Below are 16,511 nucleotides of genomic sequence, written 5' to 3'. Positions count from 1 at the left end.
CGAACGGCTCGTGCACCACCAACGCCCTGGCCCCGGTGGCCAAGGTGCTGAACGACCTGTTCGGCATCGAGCGCGGCTACATGACCACCATCCACGCCTACACCGGCGACCAGCCGACGCTGGATACGATGCACAAGGACCCGTACCGCGGTCGCGCCGCCGCCCTGTCCATGATCCCGACCTCGACCGGCGCCGCCAAGGCCCTGGGCCTGGTCCTGCCGGAACTGAAGGGCAAGCTGGACGGCTCGTCGATCCGCGTCCCGACCCCGAACGTCTCGGTCGTCGACCTGAAGGTCGTCGCCGCCCGCGACGTGACCGTCGAGGAAATCAACGCCGCCCTGCAAGCCGCCGCTGACGGCCCGATGAACGGCGTCCTGTTCACCACGACCGACCCGCTGGTCTCGTCGGACCTGAACCACATCGCCGCCTCGTCAACCGCCGCCCTGCCGCAGACGCAAGTCATCGACGGCAAGCTGGCCCGCGTCCTCAGCTGGTACGACAACGAGTGGGGCTTCGCGACCCGCATGGCCGACACCGCCCTGGTGATGGCCAAGTTCCTCTGATCGGCTCGCGCCAGATCAACCAGTGACCTATCAAGGGGCTCTCGCCGATCGGCTGAGGGCCCCTTGTTTCAAGACGACGGGCCAAGGCCCCACATTCCAAGACGGATTCTCCCCATGACCTTCCGCACCCTCGACGACGCCGCTGACCTGTCCGGCCAGACCGCTCTGGTCCGCGTGGACTTCAACGTGCCGATGGAGGGCGGCAAGGTCGGCGACGACACCCGTCTGAAGGCCGCCCTGCCGACCATCCACCGTCTGCGCGAAGCCGGCGCCAAGGTCGTCCTGCTGGCCCACTTCGACCGGCCCAAGGGCGAGCGCGTGGCCTCGATGAGCCTGCGCCCCGTGGTCGAGCCGCTGGAGCTGTTGCTGCACGGCCCCGTCCGCTTCGCCGACGACTGCGTGGGCGACGAGGCCAAGGCCGCCGTGGCTGATCTGGACGCCGGCGGCGTGCTGCTGCTGGAAAACGTCCGCTTCCACAAGGGCGAGGAAAAGAACGACCCGGCCTTCGCCGCCCAACTGGCGGAACTGGGCGACCTCTACGTCAATGACGCCTTCTCGGCCGCGCACCGCGCCCACGCCTCGACCGAGGGCCTGGCCCGCCTGCTGCCCGCCTATGCCGGCTGCGCCATGGCGCGCGAGCTGTCGGCGCTGGACGCCGCCCTCGGCGCCCCGCAGAAGCCGGTCATCGGCATCGTCGGCGGGGCCAAGGTCTCGACCAAGCTGGACCTGCTGAAGAACCTGGTCGCCAAGCTGGACTACCTGGCCATCGGCGGCGGCATGGCCAACACCTTCCTGTTCGCCCAGGGCGTCGATGTCGGCGGGTCGCTGTGCGAGAAGGACCTGGCCGCCACCGCGCTCGAGATCATCGAGGAAGCCCGTCAGAAGGGCTGCGAGCTGCTGCTGCCGGTCGACGTCGTGGTCGCCAAGGGCGTGAAGCCGGGCATCGAGTCGGGCGTGCGCGCCCTGGACCGCATCGCCGCCGACGACCTGATCCTGGACGCTGGTCCTGAAACCGTCGCCCGCCTGACCCGCGCCATGGACCTGTCCAGGACCCTGATCTGGAATGGCCCGCTGGGCGTGTTCGAGGTTCCGCCCTTCGACAAGGCCACCGTGGCCGCCGCCAAGCACGCCGCCGAACTCGCCCACGCCGGCAAGCTGGTCGCCGTGGCCGGCGGCGGCGACACCGTCGCGGCCCTGAACCACGCGGGCACGGCCGACGACATGACCTTCGTCTCCACCGCCGGCGGCGCCTTCCTGGAATGGATGGAGGGCAAGGTCCTGCCGGGCGTCGAGGCCCTGCGCGCCTAACGGCCGATCCCCGTCCTTCTCGCCGAGAAGGACGGGTTATGCCGAAGCAGGTCAGTCGGCGCGGAAGACCTGACCGCCCTTCATCACGAAGCGCACGCGTTCCATTTCGGTGACGTCGCTCAGCGGGTCGCCCGAAACCGCGATCAGGTCGGCGGGCATGCCCGGCGCCAGACGACCGGCCTCGTTCGAGATCTTCAGGTGTTCGGCGGCGCCGACCGTGGCGGCCTGAATGGCCTCCAGCGGCGTCAGGCCGGCGCGCACCAGAAGCGCGAACTCCCGGGCGTTGTCGCCGTGGGCCGAGACGCCCGAGTCGGTGCCGAAAGCGATGCGAACGCCGCCGTCGTGCGCCCGGCGCGCCATGTCCACCATGCGGGGTCCGATCTCCAGCGCCTTGGCCGTCTGGGCCGGGGTGAAGAAGTTGTCGGGGCTGGCGGCGACGCGCGCCACATAATCCCCGGCCATCAGGGTCGGGACCAGCCAGGCGTTGTGCGCCTTGAACAGGCGCATGGACTCGTCGTCCAGATAGGTGCCGTGCTCGATGGAATCGCCGCCCGCCTTCAGGAAGGCGTTGATGCCGTCGACGCCGTGGGCGTGAGCCGTGACCTGACGCCCCATGCGGTGGGCCGAGGCGACGATGGCGGCCAGTTCGTCCTCGCTGAACTGCTGGGCCAGGCCCGCCGCCGTATTGGACAGGACGCCGCCGGTGGCGGTGATCTTGATGATGTCGGCGCCGCTGCGGACCTGGGTGCGGACCGCGCGCATGCAGTCCTCGACGCCCGAGCAGACGCTTTCCGGCGACAGGACATGCATGATGTCTTCGCGATAGCCGTTGATGTCGCCGTGACCGCCGTGGACCGACACGGCCGAGCCCGCCGCGATGATGCGCGGCCCCGGCACGTCGCCGCGCCGCACGGCGTCGCGCAGGGCGAAGATGGCCTCGTTGCTGGCCCCCAGGTCGGCGACGGTGGTGAAGCCGGCGTTCAGGGTGCGGCGGGCGTAGCGCGCGCCGATCATGGCCTGGGCAGCCTCGGACTCCGTCACATTGTCCAGACGCGAGGTCGGGCTCTGCTGGCTGGTCAGGTGGACGTGGCTGTCGATCAGGCCGGGCAGGACGAAGGCGCCGCGCAGATCGATCACTTTTCCGTCGCCGACGAAACCGTCGCGGATTTCGACGACCTGGTTCCCTCTGATCACGAGAGTTTTATCGCGCAGCACCCGCCCGCTGGCGGGATCGGCCAGAAGCCGCCCCACTTGAACGAACGTCGTCGGCTGCTCGGCGGAAACGGCAGCGGCCGCAGGGGCTTGTCGCGCCTGTGCGGACGTGGCCGCCAGAACGGCGACGGTCACAATCAGAGCCAGTTTCTTCATCGGTCCCTCCCAGAATTACTGACGGCACCTTAGCGGGTCGTCGGCTTTCGCCAAGGCTCAGGTTGCGTCGTTACGGGGCTTTGTGAAACAAGCCGATACAGTTGTTTAAATCGTGCGAGGGGCGTCGCATGCGGCTTTCCAGACGTGGCTTGATCTTGGGCGGTTCGGCCCTGTTGGCGGGGTGCTCCTCCGCCGCCTCCACCGTTCAACTCGCCGGCGCCGCGCCTGCCAGCCTTCCCGTCGCGCCGGTCCCGACCGTGACGCCGCAGCCGGTTTCGCTCGTCAAGGCCGCGAGCCCCGCCATCGACCCGCACGGGATCGTCCGCAAGGATTTGCTGGAACGCGCCCACGCCGCACTGGACACCCACGGCCGCAAGATCAGCAAGCGCGACCGGATGTATCTGGTCGATTTCCAGAAGTTCTCGGGCGAGGACCGCCTCTATGAGGTCGATCTGGAAGGCGGCTGGGTCACGGCCTATCGCACCAGCCACGGCCGCGGCTCGGACCCGGCGCACTCGGGCTTCGCCCAGCGTTTCTCGAACGAGATGGACAGCCATATGTCCTCCATCGGCGCCTTCGCCACCGCGGGGGCCAGCTGGGGCTCGCAACAGGGGCCGAACGTCCTGCTGGATGGGCTGGAGTATTCCAACGACCGCGCCCGCGAACGCGCCATCATCATCCACGGCGCCGACTACGCCGACCCGGCCTTCCTGGCCCGCGAGGGCAAGCTGGGTCGCTCCTACGGCTGCTTCTCGGTGTCGCACGCCGACCTGGCGCCCCTGCGCGAACGCATGGGCGAAGGCCGGCTGCTGTTCGCCATGGCGTAACGGTCAAGCTTAAGCTTGACCTTAAACGGTGACCGCTAGATAGACGCCTCGTTTTGGGAAACCTTCGTTTCCCTTAGGGGCTGATCTCATATCATTGTCCATCCTGCGTCGCCTGATCGGCGTCGTCTTCGCCGCCGCGACTCTGCTGGCCGCGCCCGCCGCCCTGGCGCAGACCTACACCATCCATCGCAGCTTCACCGCAGCTGGCGGCGTGACCGGCACGGCGACGCTGGAAATGGCGAATTCGACCCTTACCGATGCGGATCTTATCGATTCCCTCGTCGTTCCTGCGGAACTGGTGTCGGCCACCCTGACCTTCAACAACCTCGGCGGCGCCCCCGCCTCCACCACCTTCAACCGCGGCCAGTTGAGCGGCGTCGTCTTTGTGCGCGACGGCGGCACGATCATCGACATCAACTTCTGGGCCCCCGCCAATGCGGATGGCTATGCGCTGACCGGCGTCACGACATTCGACACGAACATCACCAAGGGCGGCTACTCCGTCATTGTCACAACGCCGCGCCCGCCCCCGCCGCCGTCCCGACCATGGGCGAATGGGCGATGATCGGCTTCGCCCTGGCCCTGGCGGGCGGGGCCGCGCTGATGATCCAGCGCCGCCGCACCCTGTCGGTCTGAGTCCTGAACGGTTCGGCGGCCAAGCGTCGCCCAACCCCGCTTGCCCGCTTAGCGCGGCCGCATTCTTTCCAGAGCCGCTTAGCGAGGCTCCATCCTTCTTTGAGCCGCTTAGCGCGGCTCCAGCGCGCGCCAGCCGATGTCGGTGCGATGGAAGCCGCCCGGCCAGTCGATCTTGGCGATGGCTTCATAGGCCCGAGCGCGCGCCTCGGCGATGTCGGCGCCATAGGCGCAGACGTTCAACACTCGCCCGCCGGCCGCGACCAGGGTCCCGTCCGCGCGCTTCTTGGTCCCCGCATGGAAGACCTGGACGTGGGGGCCGAAGTCCTGATCGGCGCCGCGAATGACCGAGCCCTCCAGCGGGCTGTCGGGATAGCCCTTGGCCGCCAGAACCACGGTGATGACCACCCCGTCCTTGAACCGGGGGGCCGGCGCCTTCGACAGGTCGCCGCGCGCGCAGGCCAGCAGCAGGGGCACGATGTCGCCGTCGAAGCGCATCATCAGCACCTGGCATTCCGGGTCGCCGAAGCGGGCGTTGAACTCGACCACCTTGGGGCCTTCGCTGGTCGCCATCAGACCGGCGTAAAGGACGCCGCGATAGGGCGCGCCCTCGGCGGCCATCTTGGCGATGGTCGGCTGAACAATCCGGTCGTTGGCGGCCTGCACCAGTTCCGGCGTGAAGACCGGCGCCGGCGAATAGGCGCCCATGCCGCCCGTGTTCGGCCCCATGTCGCCGTCGAAGGCGCGCTTGTGGTCCTGGGCGCCGCCGAACAGGACGGCCTGCTTGCCGTCGGACAGGGCGAACAGCGAGCCTTCCTCGCCGTCCATGAACTCCTCGATGACGACGCGCGATCCGGCCGAGCCGAAGCGCCCGCCCAGCATCCGTTCGATCTCGGCCTCGGCGTCCGCCTTGTCGGGGCTGATGGCCACGCCCTTGCCCGCCGCCAGACCGTCGGCCTTGATGACATAGGGCGGCTTGAACACGTTCAGCGCCGCCTTGGCGTCGGCCACGCGGTCATAGACGCCATAGCCGGCGGTCGGAATGCCGTGCCGCTCCAGGAAGGCCTTGGAGAAGGCCTTGGAGGTTTCCAGCTGCGCCGCCTTGGCCGTCGGACCGAAACAGGGAATGCCCACGGTGTTGAGCCTGTCGGCCAGACCCTCAGCCAGGGCCGATTCCGGCCCGACCACGACCAGGTCCGCCTTCATCTCGCGCGCCAGAGCGACCAGGGCGTCGGCGTCGGTCGCCTTGATCTCCGGCTTCAGCTCGGCGTGCTTGGCCATGCCGGGATTGCCGGGCGCGGCGACAAGCCGCTTGACCAGCGGCGACTGGGCGATCTTCCAGGCCAGGGCGTGTTCACGCCCTCCGGATCCGACGAGCAGAATGTTCATACGCGCGCAATGACCGCCCCGGCCGTCCGGGTCAAGCGGGGGAAAGGGTTAGCGGCCTAAAGCAGGGCCAGGCCGACGTAGATGAGCAAGCCCAGCAGCAGGATGACGAACACCGCCAGCCAGGGGCTGACGGCCGGAGCGTTGCTGCGCCGCGACAGTTCATCCTCGCGCGGCGCGCGCTCGGCGGGATCGGTTCCGGGGGGATCGGCGGGGTCCATGGTGCAGCTAACGGCCAGGTCTGCGCCCCGTTCCCGCCGCCCGCGGCAGAGGCTAAGGTGCCTTCATGAGCTTTGACGACGACTATGCTTTCGAAGGCCCCGCCGAGGCGCCCGCCGCCGCGCGCGACAACAATCCGCCCCTGTCGATCTCGGAACTCAGCTTCGCGCTGAAGCGCACGCTGGAGGACCGCTTCGGTCACGTCCGGCTGCGCGGCGAGATATCCAAGGTGAACCGCCATGCCTCGGGCCATGTCTATCTGACGCTCAAGGACGACAAGGCGGCCATCGACGGCGTCATCTGGAAGGGCGTGGTCAAGGGTCTGGGCGCCCAGCCGGAAAGCGGGCTGGAAGTCATCGTCACCGGCAAGATCACCTCCTACCCGGCCCGATCCTCCTATCAGATCGTCATCGAAAGCATGGAGCCGGCGGGCGCCGGCGCCCTGCTGGCCCAGCTGGAACGGCTGAAGGCGCGGCTGCGCGACGAGGGCCTGTTCGAGCCGTCGCGCAAGAAGCCCCTGCCGACCTTTCCCGCGACCATCGGCGTCATCACCAGCCCGACCGGGGCGGTGATCCGCGACATCCTGCACCGCATCGCCGAACGCTGGCCCTGCCGCGTCATCGTCTGGCCGGTCGTGGTGCAGGGCGACGCCGCCAGCGGTCAGGTGGCCAACGCCATTCGCGGCTTCGACCAGATGACGCCCGATGGCCCCATCCCCCGCCCCGACCTGCTGATCGTGGCGCGCGGCGGCGGCTCGGTCGAGGACCTGTGGTGCTTCAACGACGAGGCCCTGGCCCGCACCGTGGCCGAGGCCCGCATCCCCATCATCTCGGCCGTGGGGCACGAGACCGACACCACCCTGATCGACTTCGTCTCCGACCGTCGCGCGCCCACGCCGACCGGGGCCGCCGAGATCGCCACCCCGGTTCTGGCCGACCTGCGTTGGGCTCTGAGCGATCTGGAGGGCCGTCTGGGCCGCGCCGGATCGCGCCTGCTGGAGGACCGCCGCACCCGTCTGCGCGCCGCCGCGCGCGGCCTGCCTGCCCGCCCCGAGGACCTGCTGGCCCTGCCGCAACAACGCCTCGACCACGCCGCCAGCCGCCTGGGTTCCGGCCTGCACCGCAACGTCGCCGTCCATGAGCGTCAGTTGGCCGTGATCGGCGGGCGTCTGTCCAAGGGTCTGCTGGACCGCGCCATCGAACGGCGCGGCGACCGCATGGCCGCCTATGCCGATCGCTTCGGCCCGGCCATGAAGCGCCGGCTGGATCGCGACGAGACCCGGCTGTCCGCCCTGTCGCGCGCCTTGGCCACCTTGGACCCCAAGCGGCCCAAGCCCGGATTCGCCCGCATCGAGGACGCGGCGGGGGCCATGATCGCCGCGGCCGCCGCCCTGTCGCCCGGTCAGGCGGTGCGCATCGTCTTCGGCGACGGCGCCAGGGGGGCGACGATTGATGGCGAAGGGACTGCGCCACGTGTGGCGCCGGTCACGCCGCCTGCGCCCAAGCCGGCGCCGCGCCCGAAACCGCCGACAACCGGACAGGGCGACCTGTTCTAACCCCTTCCGCTCATCCCCGCGGAGGCGGGGATGAGCGGAAGGCGGAACCTAGCGCCCCGCTTCCAGCAGCCCCTTCACCATCTCCATGTCCAGCGCCTCGACCATCACCGGTTGACCGTCGATCACCGAGGTCGTGGTCTCCGCCTTCAGCAGGGAGTTGAGGATGGCCTCTTCGGTCGCCTCGGCCACGGCGACGAACAGGGGCGACATCCGGTCGTTGGGCCAGTCGTCCACCATCGCCTGCCCCGCCCGCCGCTCCGGGGTGCGCCGCACGCCCTCGTTGGTGGAGAAGGCCATGGCGTAGTCGCCGGACCCGTTGGAAAACGCCGCCCCCGTCCGCGCCAGACCGGCGAAGGCGCGGTCGGCCAGCCGCTCCAGATTGCGGTCCGACAGGGGGGCGTCGGTGGCCACCACGATCATGATGGAGCCGTCGGCGCGTTCGGCCTCGACCTCTTGCCGCAGGAAGTAGCGGCCCAGCGGCACGCCGACGGGCGTGCCGTCCATGCTCAGCACCCCGCCGAAGTTGGACTGCACCAGCACCCCCACGGTGAAACCGCCGAGACTGGCGGGCAGCTTGCGCGAGCTGGTGCCGATCCCGCCCTTGAACCCGAAGGCGATGGTCCCCGTCCCGGCTCCGACCGCCCCTTGCTCGACCGGGCCGCCGACCGCCGTCTCGATGGCCCGCACCACGTCGGCGGCCGTCACCACCCGCGCGCGAATGTCGTTCAGCCCGCCGTCGTTGGTCTCGCCCACCACGGCGTTGACCGAGCGGATGTCCTCATGCCCCGGCTGCTTCAGCGTCCAGTCCAGAATTCCGTCGATCCCGCGCGCCACCGACAGGGTGTTGGTCAGGACGATCGGCGTCTCGATCTCGCCCAGTTCCCTGATCTGGGTCGCGCCCGCCAGCTTGCCGAAGCCGTTGGCCACCGACAGGCCCGCCGGAACCTTGTCGCGGAACAGGTCGCCGCCGTGGGGCAGGACCGCCGTCACCCCGGTGCGCACGCTGTCGCCCGAGCGCAGCGTCACCTGCCCCACCCGCACGCCCGCCACGTCGGTGATGGCGTTCAGCGGCCCCGGCGACAGGACGCCGGGCGCCCGGCCCAGGTCGCGAATCGTCGGTCGCATCTCACTCGATTGCGCCGCCGCCGGCGCGCCGGCCAGCGTCGCGGCCAGGGCCAGGGCGGTCGGCAGGGAATATCGGCGGATCATCGGCGGCTCCTGTCATCGACTTGTTTTCAAATGACAACGATTCGCCCTCGTCTCGCGCGCCAAGCCGTGCCTATCATCGGCCCATGACGACGCCTGCTGTTCCGCCCGTTTCGCCTTCCCCCGCCACGCTCCACTACGGCGACGGCGAATTCGCCGTGCTGCGCCCCGGCGCCTACGTGATCTGCGCCGTCAGCGGCTTGGCCATCCCGCTGGCCGCACTGCGCTATTGGTCGGTAGAGCGTCAGGAAGCCTACGCCAGCCCGCTGGAGTTCATGGCGGCCGAACGCGGCTGATTCCACGCCCCAGCTATTTTCCGTCTGGCGTCGTCCGACGCCCCAGATCGTGTCGTGTTCCCATGTCCGCCCTGCAATCGCTCGACATCCTGCTGGCCGACGACAATCCGAACATGCGCGCCATCGTCAGCGCCATGCTGAAGTCGATCGGCGTCACCCGGGTGCGCGAAGTCGATGACGGTTCCGCCGCGCTGGAGGCGCTGAAGACGCGTCCGGCGGATCTGGCGATCGTCGACTTCCGGATGCTGCCGGTGGACGGCGTCACCTTCACCCAACTGATCCGCACCGCGCCCGACAGCCCCAATCCCTACCTGCCGATCATCATGATGACCGGCCATTCGGAAAAGCGCCGCGTGACCGAGGCGCGCGACGCGGGCGTGACCGAGTTCGTGGCCAAGCCGGTGAACGCCCCCGCCCTTCTGGCGCGCATCGAGGCCGTGATCCTGCGCCCCCGCCCCTTCATCCGCGGCGGCGGCTATTTCGGTCCGGACCGTCGCCGAACCCATGCGGATAGCTATACGGGGCCGTTCCGACGCGCGGGCGACGCGGTGATCGACTAGGCCTCGGAGGCCCTGATCGCCTCATAGACCTTGGGCGGCCAACGCTTATGGACCCAGAACCAGTCCACAGGGTGCTCCTTGACCCGCTCCTCGACGAAGCGATTGACGGCCTGGATCCCCTCCAACACGTCGGCGGCCTTGTCGCCCGTGTCCGGCACCTTGATGGGCTCATGCGCCGTGACGCGGAAGCGGACGCCTGGCAGGCGCGTCACCGACAGGGGCTGCATCACCGTCCCGAACTTCAGCGCCAGACGCGCCGCGCCCGGCGAGGCGTTGACCGGCTGGCCGAAGAACTCGACCTCCGGCCCCTGGCTGTATTTCTGATCGACCAGCAGGGCGATGGACTCGCCGCGCTTCATCCCCGCCATCAGCTCGCGTGTGCCGTCGCCCTTGGGCGCGAACAGCTTGATGCCGTAACGCTCGCGGCTCTCACGGATCAGGGCGTCGACATAGGGGTTGTTGGCCGCGCGATAAGTGACCTGGCAGGGCACGCCCGCCGCCATGATGACCGCCGCCATGACCTCGAAATTGGCCAGGTGGCCCGAGATCAGCACCACCGGCTTGCCGCTGTCGCGCACCGCGTGCAGCCGTTCCAGGCCGACGATGTCGATGCGGCCGCTTTCCGGGGTCAGGCGATCCATGACCGCCAGCTCGGCGAAGGTGCGGCCGGTCTGCTCCCACTGATCCACGGCCAGCCGCTCGCGCTCAGCCGCGTCCATGTCGGGGAAGGCGATGCGCAGGTTGCGCGTCACCGTCTTGTGCGTTCCCGTCAGCGGCCCCAAGCAGCGCAGCAGCTTGCCGCCGAAGCCGGAAGCCCCCTCGACGCCCAGCGCCCTCAGGAAGGCGAACAGCCCCTTGAAGGCCAGGGCTTCCAGCCGCCAGCTCAGGTCCTGACCCAACGAGGTCTTGCTATTGTCACCAGGCAATCGTCAGTCCGCCGTCCACCACAAGAGTCTGCCCGGTCACATAGGCCGAGGCAGGGCTGCACAGATAGACCGCCGTGCCCGCGATTTCATCAGGCTGGCCGATCCTTTTCAGCGGCGCCGGTTCGGTCACGGTTTTCAGCAGTTCGGGGTTCTCCCACAGGTATTTGGCGAAGTCGGTCTGGACCAGGCCCGGCGCGATGCAGTTCACGCGCACGTTCGACGGCCCGTATTCCACCGCCAGATTGCGCGCCAGCTGCATGTCGGCGGCCTTGGAGATGTTGTAAGCGCCGATCAGGGCGTTGCCGCGCAAGCCCCCGATCGAGGAGATGATCAGGATCGTCCCGTCCTTGCGCTCCAGCATCTGCGGCGCGACCATCTGGATCAACCAGTGGTTGGAGATGACGTTGTTCTGAAGGATCTTCTCGAACTGGTCGTCGGCGATGCCCGCCATCGGCCCGGCGTAGGGATTGGTCGCGGCGTTGCAGACCAGGATGTCGATCTGGCCGAAGGCGGCGTTGGTCTCGTCCACCAGCCGCTGCAGGTCTTCTTTCGAGGCGATATTGGCCGGAATCGCGATGGCGCGGCCCGCGCCGTGCCTGGCGTTGATCGCGCCAGCGACCTCTTCGCACGGCCCGGCCTTGCGCGAGGAAATGACGACGCGCGCGCCATGCTCGGCCAAACGCTCTGCGATCGCCTTGCCTATGCCCTTGGAAGAGCCGGTGATGACCGCGACCTTGCCGCTCAGATCGAACAATTCCATGCGTTAACCTCCCTTATGGCCGGATTTCTGCGTCCCAACCCTAGCCGTTATCTCTAGTTAGACCGATACTCGGCCGATTCCATATGGAAAGGCGGCTCAACACCGGCCCCATGCGCAAGATTACCGGCGGTTTTCTGTTCTTCGGCTACCTGTTCCTCGCCCTGACCATCGGGGCGGCGATCTGGCGCGCCGGTATGGGCGCAGGCGCGGGCGCCGCCGGGGTTCTGGGGTCGCTGGGCGTCCTGGTCGGGCTACACGCCGTCATCGCCGGGGTTCTGGACCGCCGCGCCCTGCGCAAGGAGATCGCCAAGGTCCGTGAAGCGCACCGCCTGCTGGCCGATGCGATGGAGTCGACCCAAGGCGCCCTGACCGAACTGGCCCAGGCCATCGAAAGCGGCGCCCTGTCCAAAACCGAGGCCCTGACCGGCGAAGTGCGGATGCTGGAGGGCCTGATCCAGCAGATGAGCGAGTCGATCGACGAGCGCCTGTCGACCTCGCCCATCACCGCCGACACCTATGAGGGCCGTCGTCAGGTCCAGTCGAACACCCTGCTGAAGACCGTCCACGACGCCCTGACGGAAAACCGCATCGATCTTTACCTGCAGCCGGTCGTCACCCTGCCGCAGCGCCGGACCGTCTTCTACGAGAGCTTCACCCGCCTGCGCGATCCGTCCAACCGGGTCATGATGCCGGCCGAATACCTGTCGGTGGCCGAGGGCGAGGGTCTGCTGCCCGCCATCGACAACCTGCTGCTGTTCCGCTGCGCCCAGATCGTGCGGCGTCTGGCGCGTCAGGACCGCAAGGTCGGGGTCTTCTGCAACATTTCCCTGGCCTCGCTGGGCGACGAGACCTTCTTCCCGCAGTTCCTCGACTTCCTCAGCCAGAACCGCGATCTGAAGGACGCCTTGATCTTCGAACTGGGTCAGGCGACCTTTGACGCGCGCGGCGCCGCCGAGGCCCGCAACATGGCCAAGCTGGCTGACCTGGGCTTCCGCTTCTCCATCGACAAGGTGCAGACGCTGGATCTGGACTTCGCCGACCTGCAACGCTCGGACGTGCGCTTCATCAAGATCGCCGCCGACCTGCTGATCGAACAACTGCTGGACCTGGACGGCGCCGCGCCCCTGCCGACCCAGCCCGACATCCAGGCCGCCGACTTCGCCCCTCTGACCCGCCGCTATGGCCTGGAACTGATCGCCGAGAAGGTCGAGAGCGAGAAGCAGGTGGTCGATATCCTCGAACTGGACGTCGGCATGGGCCAGGGCCACCTGTTCGGCGAGCCGCGCGCCATCAAGGAAGCCGTCCTGGCCGAGACCGACCCCCCGGTCGAGTTCGTCCGCTCGACGTTGAAATCGGCCGAGCAGCGCCGCCGGTTGTGATCCCACAGCCGAAAGCCGCCAGACAGGCCGCCTCAGCCAGCGTCTTTGACGCCCATGACCGACACCCTCGACTGGCCCCGCATCGCCGATGACCTGAACGCCCAAGGCTGGGCCTTGGTCGGGCCGTTGCTGACGCCCGCGACCTGCGAGGCCCTGCAGGCCCTCTACGACCAGCCCGAGCGGTTCCGCAGCCGCATCGTCATGCAGCGCCACGGCTTTGGTCAGGGCGAGTATCAGTATTTCGCCAATCCCCTGCCCGATCCCCTGCCCCGGCTGCGGGCGCGGCTCTATGCCGGTCTGGCGCCGATCGCTGACGACTGGGCGGCGCGGCTGGAGCGTCCGGGCTTTCCCGACAGTCTCGATGAGTTGACCGCCCAATGCCGGGCGGCGGGGCAGACGCGGCCGACCTCGCTGATGCTGCGCTACGGCCCCGGCGACTACAACCGGCTGCATCAGGACCTCTACGGCGACCTGGTCTTCCCGTTGCAGGCGGCCATCCTGCTCAGCGATCCGGGGGCGTTTCAGGGCGGCGAATTCGTGCTGGTAGAGCAGAAGCCCCGCTCGCAGTCCCAGGCCCATGTCGTGCCGCTGAAACAGGGCGAGGCGGTGATCTTCGCCGTACGCGATCGCCCCGTTGCGGGGACGCGCGGCGACTACCGCGTGCAGATGCGCCACGGCGTCAGCATGGTGCGGTCGGGCCAGCGGATGACCCTGGGGCTGATCTTTCATGACGCCGCCTGAACCCGCTCAAGAAAAAGGCCCCTCCGCCGAAGCGAAGGGGCCTGATCCTCAGGCTTTCTGCGCGTCCAGCCAGCGGACGGCGTCGGCGTCGCGGGCCGACAGGTCGGGGTAGTCGGCGTCAGAGCCGACGTCCGGCACCCGGCGCCACGAGCGAGCGCACTTGGGATGGTCGGCCAGCTTGACCTCGACGGTGACGGCGTCGCCGCCCACCACCAGTTCAGCGCCCGAGGTGCGGAAGACCTCGGCGGCGTCCAGGCCGTCGAAGGGCGCCAGCAGTTCAGCCGGAGCCGTGACCACCGGCCAGGCGTCCAGGGCGCCGCCGATCAACTTGTCACGACGCGCCGCTTCCAGCGCCTCGTTGACCACTTCCAGCACCGTGTTGACCCCGGCCCAACGCTCGGCCTCAGCCGGATTGCGCCATTCGCCCGGCGTTTCCGGGATGACGCGGGCGCAGTTGGTGCCCGCTTCGGGGAAGCGCGTGGTCCAGGCCTCTTCCATGGTGAAGGGGGTCAGCGGAGCCAGCCAGGCGGTCAGGCGGCTGAAGACCTCGTCCATCACCGTGCGGACGGCGCGGCGGCGGACGCTGTCGGGACGGTCGCAATAGAGGCTGTCCTTGCGCACGTCGAAATACAGGGCCGACAGGTCGCCCGAGCAGAACTCCAGCACCGGACGGACCACATCCTGGAAGCGATAGTCGCGGTAGGCCTCGCGGACCTGAGCGTCCAGTTCGTGCAGCCGGTGCAGGATGAACTGCTCCAGCGGCGGCATCTGGTCGTAGGACAGGCGTTCGGCCTCGTCGAAACCGTTCAGGGCGCCCAGCAGATAGCGGACGGTGTTGCGCAGCTTGCGATAGGCGTCGACCGTGGTCTGCAGGATCTGCTTCCCGATCCGCTGGTCCTCGGCATAGTCCACCAGGGCGACCCAGAGGCGCAGGATGTCGGCGCCCGACTCCTTGATGACGACGGCCGGGTCGGTGGTGTTGCCACGCGACTTCGACATCTTCTCGCCGTTCTCGTCCTGGGTGAAGCCATGGGTCAGGACAGCGTCATAGGGCGCGCGGCCGCGCGTGCCGGACCCCTCCAGCAGGTTGGACTGGAACCAGCCGCGGTGCTGGTCGGAGCCTTCCAGATAGAGGTCGGCGGGCCAGTGCGAGGGGCGGTCGCCGGTGTAGCCGTGAGCCGGATCGCGGGCTTCCAGCGTGAAGGCGTGGGTGCAGCCGGAGTCGAACCAGACGTCGAGGATGTCCTCGACCTTCTCGAAGCGGTCGGCGTCGTGCGCGCCCAGGAAGTCGGCGTCGGGCCGGTCGAACCAGGCGTCGGCGCCGCCCTCGGACACGGCCTTCAGGATGCGGGCGTCGACTTCCGGGTCATGCAGGGGCTGGCCCGTCTGCTTGTCCACGAACATGGCCAGGGGCGTGCCCCAGGCGCGCTGACGGCTGATCAGCCAGTCAGGACGGCCTTCGACCATGGAGCGGATGCGGTTCTTGCCCGCCGCCGGGTGGAAGGCGGTGGCGTCGACGGCGGTCAGGGCCGTCTCTCGCAGGGTGTCGCCGTTCTCCAGCGGCTCGTCCATGCGGATGAACCACTGGGGCGTGTTGCGGAAGATGATCGGAGCCTTGGAGCGCCACGAGTGCGGATAGGAGTGCTCCATCCGGCCGCGCGCCAGAAGATTGCCGGCCTCGATCAGCTTTTCCATCACCGCGCCGTTGGCGGGGCCGAACTTGCCGGTCTTCTTGCCCTCGGTCTCCAGCACCTTGAGGCCGGCGAACAGGGGGACGTGCTCGTAATAGGCGCCGTCGGCGTCCACCGTGTCCGGCACCTCGCGGTGGCCGTGGGCCTGCCAGACGGCGTAGTCGTCCGCGCCGTGACCCGGCGCGGTGTGCACAAAGCCGGTGCCGGCGTCATCGGTCACATGGTCGCCAGCCAGCAGGGGCACGGAGAAGCCGTAGCCCGAGTCCAGCGCCGCCAGCGGGTGGGCGCATTCCAGACCCGAGGGGTTGATGGCGTCGACGCGGGTGAAGCCGCTGATCTTGGCGGCCTTGAACACGTCCTCGGCCAGCTTGTCGGCGATGATGAAGCGGTCGCCCGGCTTGGCCCAGGGCTCATAGTCCAGGCCCTCTTCCAGGGCCGTGACCTCATACAGGCCATAGGCGATCTCGGGGCCATAGCTGATGGCGCGGTTGGCCGGGATGGTCCAGGGCGTGGTCGTCCAGATGACGATCGACGGCGTGGCCGCGCGGAAGGACAGCAGGTCGTCCGGGTGGCTGTCGGTCGCGCCGACCACCGGGAACTTGACCCAGATCGTCGGCGAGACGTGGTCGTGATACTCGACTTCTGCATCCGCCAGGGCCGTGCGCTCGACCGGCGACCACATCACCGGCTTGGAGCCGCGATACAGCTGACCCGAGTTCTTGAACTTGTGGAACTCGGCGACGATGGCCGCCTCGGTCGTGAAGTCCATGGTGGCGTAGCGGTTGTCGAAGTCGCCGGTGATGCCCAGGCGCTTGAACTGATCGCGCTGCACGTCGATCCAGCCGGCGGCGTATTCGCGGCAGGCCTTGCGGAACTCCGACTTGGACACCTCGTCCTTGCGGCGGCCCTTGGCGCGGAACTGCTCCTCGATCTTCCACTCGATCGGCAGGCCGTGGCAGTCCCAGCCGGGGACGTAGTCGACGTCATAGCCCAGCAGGAAGCGCGAGCGGACCACGAAGTCCTTCAGCGTCTTGTTCAGGGCGTGGCCGATGTGGATGTCGCCGTTGGCGTAGGGCGGGCCGTCGTGCAGCAC

Annotated in this window: 17 protein-coding genes; 10 read left to right on the top strand and 7 right to left on the bottom strand. The window is 68.6% G+C overall.

What is annotated here, in order from left to right:
- Together VGE49_RS11280 and VGE49_RS11275 are read left to right on the top strand one after the other, a co-directional pair.
- Nucleotides 1-563 (top strand): type I glyceraldehyde-3-phosphate dehydrogenase (locus tag VGE49_RS11280; RefSeq protein ID WP_331034648.1); only part of this gene is annotated, 563 nt, incomplete at its 5' end.
- 114 nt (nucleotides 564-677) lie between these two features.
- Nucleotides 678-1,871 (top strand): phosphoglycerate kinase, encoded by a 1,194-nt coding sequence (locus tag VGE49_RS11275; protein ID WP_331034647.1) that lies wholly within the window; start codon nucleotides 678-680, stop codon nucleotides 1,869-1,871.
- Nucleotides 1,872-1,922: 51 nt separating this feature from the next.
- Here VGE49_RS11275 and VGE49_RS11270 read toward each other — a convergent pair whose 3' ends face one another.
- Nucleotides 1,923-3,239, bottom strand: a complete 1,317-nt coding sequence (locus VGE49_RS11270; RefSeq protein ID WP_331034646.1) for a metal-dependent hydrolase family protein — start codon at nucleotides 3,237-3,239, stop codon at nucleotides 1,923-1,925.
- 149 nt (nucleotides 3,240-3,388) lie between these two features.
- Here VGE49_RS11270 and VGE49_RS11265 point away from each other — a divergent pair, with 149 nt between their 5' ends.
- The 3 genes from VGE49_RS11265 (at nucleotide 3,389) to VGE49_RS11255 (ending at nucleotide 4,702) form a co-directional block, all read left to right on the top strand.
- A complete protein-coding gene (locus tag VGE49_RS11265) occupies nucleotides 3,389-4,066 on the top strand; it encodes a murein L,D-transpeptidase catalytic domain-containing protein (protein ID WP_331034645.1) in 678 nt (225 codons plus the stop codon).
- A gap of 94 nt (nucleotides 4,067-4,160) precedes the next feature.
- Nucleotides 4,161-4,631 carry a hypothetical protein gene (locus VGE49_RS11260; protein ID WP_331034644.1) on the top strand — a complete coding sequence of 157 codons (471 nt, stop codon included), beginning with the start codon at nucleotides 4,161-4,163 and terminating at the stop codon, nucleotides 4,629-4,631.
- A complete protein-coding gene (locus tag VGE49_RS11255; RefSeq protein WP_331034643.1) occupies nucleotides 4,613-4,702 on the top strand; it encodes an IPTL-CTERM sorting domain-containing protein in 90 nt (29 codons plus the stop codon). Before VGE49_RS11260 ends, VGE49_RS11255 begins: the two co-directional genes overlap by 19 nt.
- Nucleotides 4,703-4,810: 108 nt before the next feature.
- Here the strand turns inward: VGE49_RS11255 and purD are convergent, their stop codons facing one another.
- Nucleotides 4,811-6,088, bottom strand: a complete 1,278-nt coding sequence (gene purD / locus VGE49_RS11250; protein ID WP_331034642.1) for a phosphoribosylamine--glycine ligase — start codon at nucleotides 6,086-6,088, stop codon at nucleotides 4,811-4,813.
- A gap of 56 nt (nucleotides 6,089-6,144) precedes the next feature.
- The gene (locus VGE49_RS11245; RefSeq protein ID WP_331034641.1) at nucleotides 6,145-6,306 is read right to left on the bottom strand and encodes a hypothetical protein; all 162 of its coding nucleotides are present in this window, start codon (nucleotides 6,304-6,306) and stop codon (nucleotides 6,145-6,147) included.
- A gap of 65 nt (nucleotides 6,307-6,371) precedes the next feature.
- Here VGE49_RS11245 and xseA point away from each other — a divergent pair, with 65 nt between their 5' ends.
- A complete protein-coding gene (xseA, locus tag VGE49_RS11240) occupies nucleotides 6,372-7,859 on the top strand; it encodes an exodeoxyribonuclease VII large subunit (RefSeq protein WP_331034640.1) in 1,488 nt (495 codons plus the stop codon).
- A 48-nt stretch (nucleotides 7,860-7,907) separates the two neighbouring features.
- On the opposite strand, the gene VGE49_RS11235 is transcribed toward xseA, so the two are convergent.
- Nucleotides 7,908-9,068, bottom strand: coding sequence for a DmpA family aminopeptidase (locus tag VGE49_RS11235; protein ID WP_331034639.1), 1,161 nt, complete (start codon nucleotides 9,066-9,068; stop codon nucleotides 7,908-7,910).
- Between the two features lie 83 nt (nucleotides 9,069-9,151).
- Here VGE49_RS11235 and VGE49_RS11230 point away from each other — a divergent pair, with 83 nt between their 5' ends.
- Both VGE49_RS11230 and VGE49_RS11225 read left to right on the top strand, forming a co-directional pair.
- Nucleotides 9,152-9,361 (top strand): DUF2093 domain-containing protein, encoded by a 210-nt coding sequence (locus tag VGE49_RS11230; protein ID WP_331034638.1) that lies wholly within the window; start codon nucleotides 9,152-9,154, stop codon nucleotides 9,359-9,361.
- 62 nt (nucleotides 9,362-9,423) lie between these two features.
- A complete protein-coding gene (locus tag VGE49_RS11225; protein ID WP_331034637.1) occupies nucleotides 9,424-9,921 on the top strand; it encodes a response regulator in 498 nt (165 codons plus the stop codon).
- On the opposite strand, the gene VGE49_RS11220 is transcribed toward VGE49_RS11225, so the two are convergent.
- Together VGE49_RS11220 and VGE49_RS11215 are read right to left on the bottom strand one after the other, a co-directional pair.
- Entirely contained in the window at nucleotides 9,918-10,820 is a 903-nt protein-coding gene (locus VGE49_RS11220; RefSeq protein WP_331034649.1) for a lysophospholipid acyltransferase family protein, read from the bottom strand. The two genes, VGE49_RS11225 and VGE49_RS11220, sit on opposite strands and share 4 nt — an antisense overlap.
- 16 nt (nucleotides 10,821-10,836) lie before the next feature.
- Nucleotides 10,837-11,607, bottom strand: coding sequence for an SDR family NAD(P)-dependent oxidoreductase (locus tag VGE49_RS11215; RefSeq protein ID WP_331034636.1), 771 nt, complete (start codon nucleotides 11,605-11,607; stop codon nucleotides 10,837-10,839).
- A 110-nt stretch (nucleotides 11,608-11,717) separates the two neighbouring features.
- On the opposite strand from VGE49_RS11215, the gene tipF reads away from it, so the two are divergent.
- On the top strand, nucleotides 11,718-12,986 hold the full coding sequence (tipF, locus tag VGE49_RS11210) for a flagella assembly cyclic-di-GMP phosphodiesterase TipF (RefSeq protein ID WP_331034635.1): 1,269 nt from the start codon (nucleotides 11,718-11,720) through the stop codon (nucleotides 12,984-12,986).
- Between the two features lie 54 nt (nucleotides 12,987-13,040).
- Nucleotides 13,041-13,727: a 2OG-Fe(II) oxygenase gene (locus VGE49_RS11205; protein WP_331034634.1), complete on the top strand. Its 687-nt coding sequence runs from the start codon at nucleotides 13,041-13,043 to the stop codon at nucleotides 13,725-13,727.
- 48 nt (nucleotides 13,728-13,775) lie between these two features.
- Here the strand turns inward: VGE49_RS11205 and ileS are convergent.
- Nucleotides 13,776-16,511 (bottom strand): isoleucine--tRNA ligase (gene ileS / locus VGE49_RS11200; protein WP_331034633.1); only part of this gene is annotated, 2,736 nt, incomplete at its 5' end.

Source organism: Brevundimonas sp. (genome assembly GCF_036405315.1).
Taxonomy (GTDB): Bacteria; Pseudomonadota; Alphaproteobacteria; order Caulobacterales; family Caulobacteraceae; genus Brevundimonas.
The sequence above is the reverse complement of the archived record's forward strand: the minus strand, read 5'-3'. Positions and strand labels throughout refer to the sequence as shown.